We start from the raw sequence: 3087 nt of genomic DNA, 5'->3' as shown, positions 1-3087 counted from the left end.
TGACCTTGCCCCTGGAATTCGTATCCCATAGCTGACTCATGCACTGGCTTGCCTTGGTTGTTTGGCGAGCCAGTTTTCTTCGAACCGCATCGGGCTGACATAGGCCAGGGTTGAGTGCAGCCGGGTGCGGTTGTACCAGAGCATCCAGGCGACGGCTTCGTCCATCGCTTGGCGACGTGTCTTGAAGCGCTGCCCATGCAACCGCTCCACCTTGAGCGAACCGAATAACGTCTCGCTGCAAGCGTTGTCCCAGCAGTTGCCTTTGCGGCTCATTGAACTCGTGATCCCATACTCGGCCAGCACGTCGCGGAAGTCCTTGGCAGCGTACTGGCTACCGCGGTCGCTGTGGAAGATGAGCCCGGCTTTCTTGCTCGGATGGCGCTTGAACCAAGCCATGCGCAGGGCGTCAATGACGATGTCGCGCGTCATGTCGGCGCGCAGGCTCCAGCCGATCACCTGGCGGCTGAACAAATCAATGACCACGGCCAGAAACAGCCACCCTTCGTCGGTGGCGATGTAGGTGATGTCACCTGCCCAGACCTTGTCGGGCTCGGCCACGGTGAACTGCCGGTCAAGCAGGTTGGGGGCAATCGGGAAGTCATGATTGCTGTCGGTGGTGACCTTGAAGCGCCGCTTGCCCTTGGCGCGGATGCCATGCCGTTGCATGAGCTTCTGGACACGCTCCTTGCCCACGCGGATGCCCCTGGCCAGCAGTTCCTTCCAGGTGCGCGGCCAGCCGTAGCTCCCACGGGTCTCGGCGTGGATGGCCTTGATATGCACCAGCAGCGCATCGTCGCTGAGATGGCGTTGCTGGGCCGTGCTGGCGGCCCGCACGACGTGCGCGTGGTAGCCAGCCACGCTGACCTCCAGCACCCGGCACTGCACCGAGATCGGCCACACGCGCCGGTGGCGCTGGATGAAGGCGTACTTCACGTCGCTGCCTTTGCGAAGTACGCCGTCGCTTTTCCCAGGATGTCGCGCTCCATCTTCACACGCGCCAATTCGGCCCGCAGCCGACTGATCTCCATCTGCTCGGCGCTGACGACCTTGCTGTCAGCCCCCTTGAGCTTGCCGTGCCGCTGGGCTTTGACCCAGTTGAACAGTGTCTGATCCACCACGCCCAGTGTGCGGGCTGCCGCAGCGATGCTCTGGCCGCCCTCGACCAGCCGCACAGCCTCTTGCTTGAACTCGAGCGTGTACCGCGCCCGCCTTGTCGTCTTCGTCATTTCCGTTCTCCTTGCTTGGATTGAATCACTCAGCAAGGGATACGTTTTTCACGGGCAAGGTCAGCCTTGCCCTGGGCTTTCTCCTGCTCCAACTGGTTGACCAAGTCGACCGTCGAGTAAAACCGCACCCGCATACCCTTGGATGTGATGCCCGAGACCGCCACCGCGGTGGCCAGATGCGTCTTGCCGGTGCCAGGCCCGCCAATGAACACCACGTTCTGTGCGGTGTCGGTAAAGTCCATCGTCGCCAGTGTTTTGACCAGGCTTTCATCGACCGCGCTTGCAGCGAAGTCAAACCGGGCCAGATCACGATGCAGTGGAAACCGGGCGGCCTTGAGTTGATGGCTCACCGAGCGCATGGCCCGGTCGGTGTGTTCGGCCTGCAGCAAGTGTTCAATCAACCACTTCGATGAGGCCGTGCTGGTCTCACCTTGGGCCGTCAAGTCTGTCCAGGCACTGACCATGCCATACAGGCGCAGTTCTTTGAGTTCGGTGGTGACATCACAGCGCATGATTGACCTCCTTGGCTGGGCTGGTTTCAAGCGCTTCACGCAAGCTGTCATAGCGTCTGGTATTGGCCAGCGGTGGCTTTTTGAGCGCCAAAGCGGTTTCAACACAATCAGGCACGGGCTTGGCATTGAGTCTGGCCAACACATTGAGAACATGCTCGACGCTGAGCGCGCCCGATTCCACAACCAAGTCAACCGCCACCAGCACGGCCTCCAATCCGGCTGTGGGTACGGCGGCCAATACCTGTGCCATAACTCGGTCACCACCGGCGCGTTTCATCAGTCCCTGGCGCAATCGATCCGTGCGATCCGCATCGACTCCGACATCTACCCATGCCCAATGGACATGCGATGTCTTGAATCGGCACAGCCTGCGCGACATGGAAATCATCGCTCAGTCATCAGCGAAATTGCTGGCGAATCAGTGGTTGCAATTCGCGGCATTCATTCACCCCGAGGCAGCAGCGGCTGGAAGCCGCACTGCTAGCATGCGGCCGGCTCGATGGCATTGCGGCGATGTTGCCCGATCCGGATCTATTCCTCTACACCTATGTGCGCCGCGAGGCCGTGCTGTCCAGCCAGATTGAAGGCACCCAGTCGTCGCTCTCAGACCTCCTGTTGTTCGAATTGGACGATGTGCCTGGCGTCCCTCTGGACGACGTGATCGAAGTTTCCAATTACGTGGCGGCTCTCGAGCATGGGCTGAGCCGCCTGCGTGGCGGTTTCCCACTATCCAACCGACTGATCCGGGAAGTGCACGCGAAGTTGCTCGCTCGCGGCCGCGGTGCGGACAAGCAGCCTGGCGAATTCCGGCGCAGCCAGAACTGGATTGGCGGAACCCGTCCGGGCAACGCCCTGTTCGTGCCCCCACCACCCCATTTCCTCGACGCGTGCATGAGCGAACTCGAGGCTTTCCTGAATGCCGCGGACGACGGTTTGCCCACGCTGGTCCGGGCGGCACTGGTGCATGTGCAATTCGAGACCATCCATCCTTTTCTGGATGGCAATGGCCGGGTTGGCCGCCTGCTCATCGCGCTGCTTCTGTTCGAGTCCCATGTTCTGCAACAGCCTCTGCTGTATTTGTCGCTGTATTTCAAGCAGCATCGGGAGGAGTACTACCGGCTGCTGGGCCTTGTGCGCACCAACGGGGACTGGGAAGCGTGGCTGGACTTTTTTCTGGATGGCGTTACGCAGACTGCGGGTCAGGCTGTGGAGACGGCGCAGCGCTTGCTGGCCTTGTTCCGCGAGGATGCGCTGCGTGTGCAGACGCTCGGACGAGCGGCTGCCAACACGTTGCGCGTGTTCGACGCGCTACGCGCGCGCCCGCTCAGCAGCATTGGCTCCATCGTCGA

General features: G+C 61.3%; 2 protein-coding genes and 2 pseudogenes. 1 reads left to right on the top strand and 3 read right to left on the bottom strand.

What is annotated here, in order from left to right; all coding sequences use genetic code 11:
• Positions 1 to 36: 36 nt before the first annotated feature.
• The 3 genes and pseudogenes from AC2VLV_RS16950 to AC2VLV_RS16940 form a co-directional block, all read right to left on the bottom strand.
• Positions 37 to 1226, bottom strand: a protein-coding gene (locus tag AC2VLV_RS16950) for an IS3 family transposase (protein ID WP_486991079.1) whose coding sequence is annotated in 2 segments (ribosomal slippage) — positions 37 to 968 and positions 968 to 1226 — 1191 coding nt in all. Because the reading frame shifts where the segments join, the coding sequence is not laid out codon by codon here.
• Positions 1227 to 1288: 62 nt separating this feature from the next.
• A pseudogene (gene istB, locus AC2VLV_RS16945) lies at positions 1289 to 1738 on the bottom strand (IS21-like element ISThsp5 family helper ATPase IstB); the annotation flags it as partial.
• Positions 1728 to 2033: pseudogene (locus AC2VLV_RS16940) on the bottom strand (IS21 family transposase); the annotation flags it as partial. The pseudogenes istB and AC2VLV_RS16940, both read right to left, overlap by 11 nt.
• A gap of 218 nt (positions 2034 to 2251) precedes the next feature.
• On the opposite strand from AC2VLV_RS16940, the gene AC2VLV_RS16935 reads away from it, so the two are divergent.
• Positions 2252 to 3087: Fic family protein (locus tag AC2VLV_RS16935; protein ID WP_486991078.1), on the top strand; the 836-nt coding region annotated here is incomplete at its 3' end.

It is taken from the genome of Thiomonas sp. TH-17, assembly GCF_057473305.1.
The sequence above is the reverse complement of the archived record's forward strand: the minus strand, read 5'-3'. Positions and strand labels throughout refer to the sequence as shown.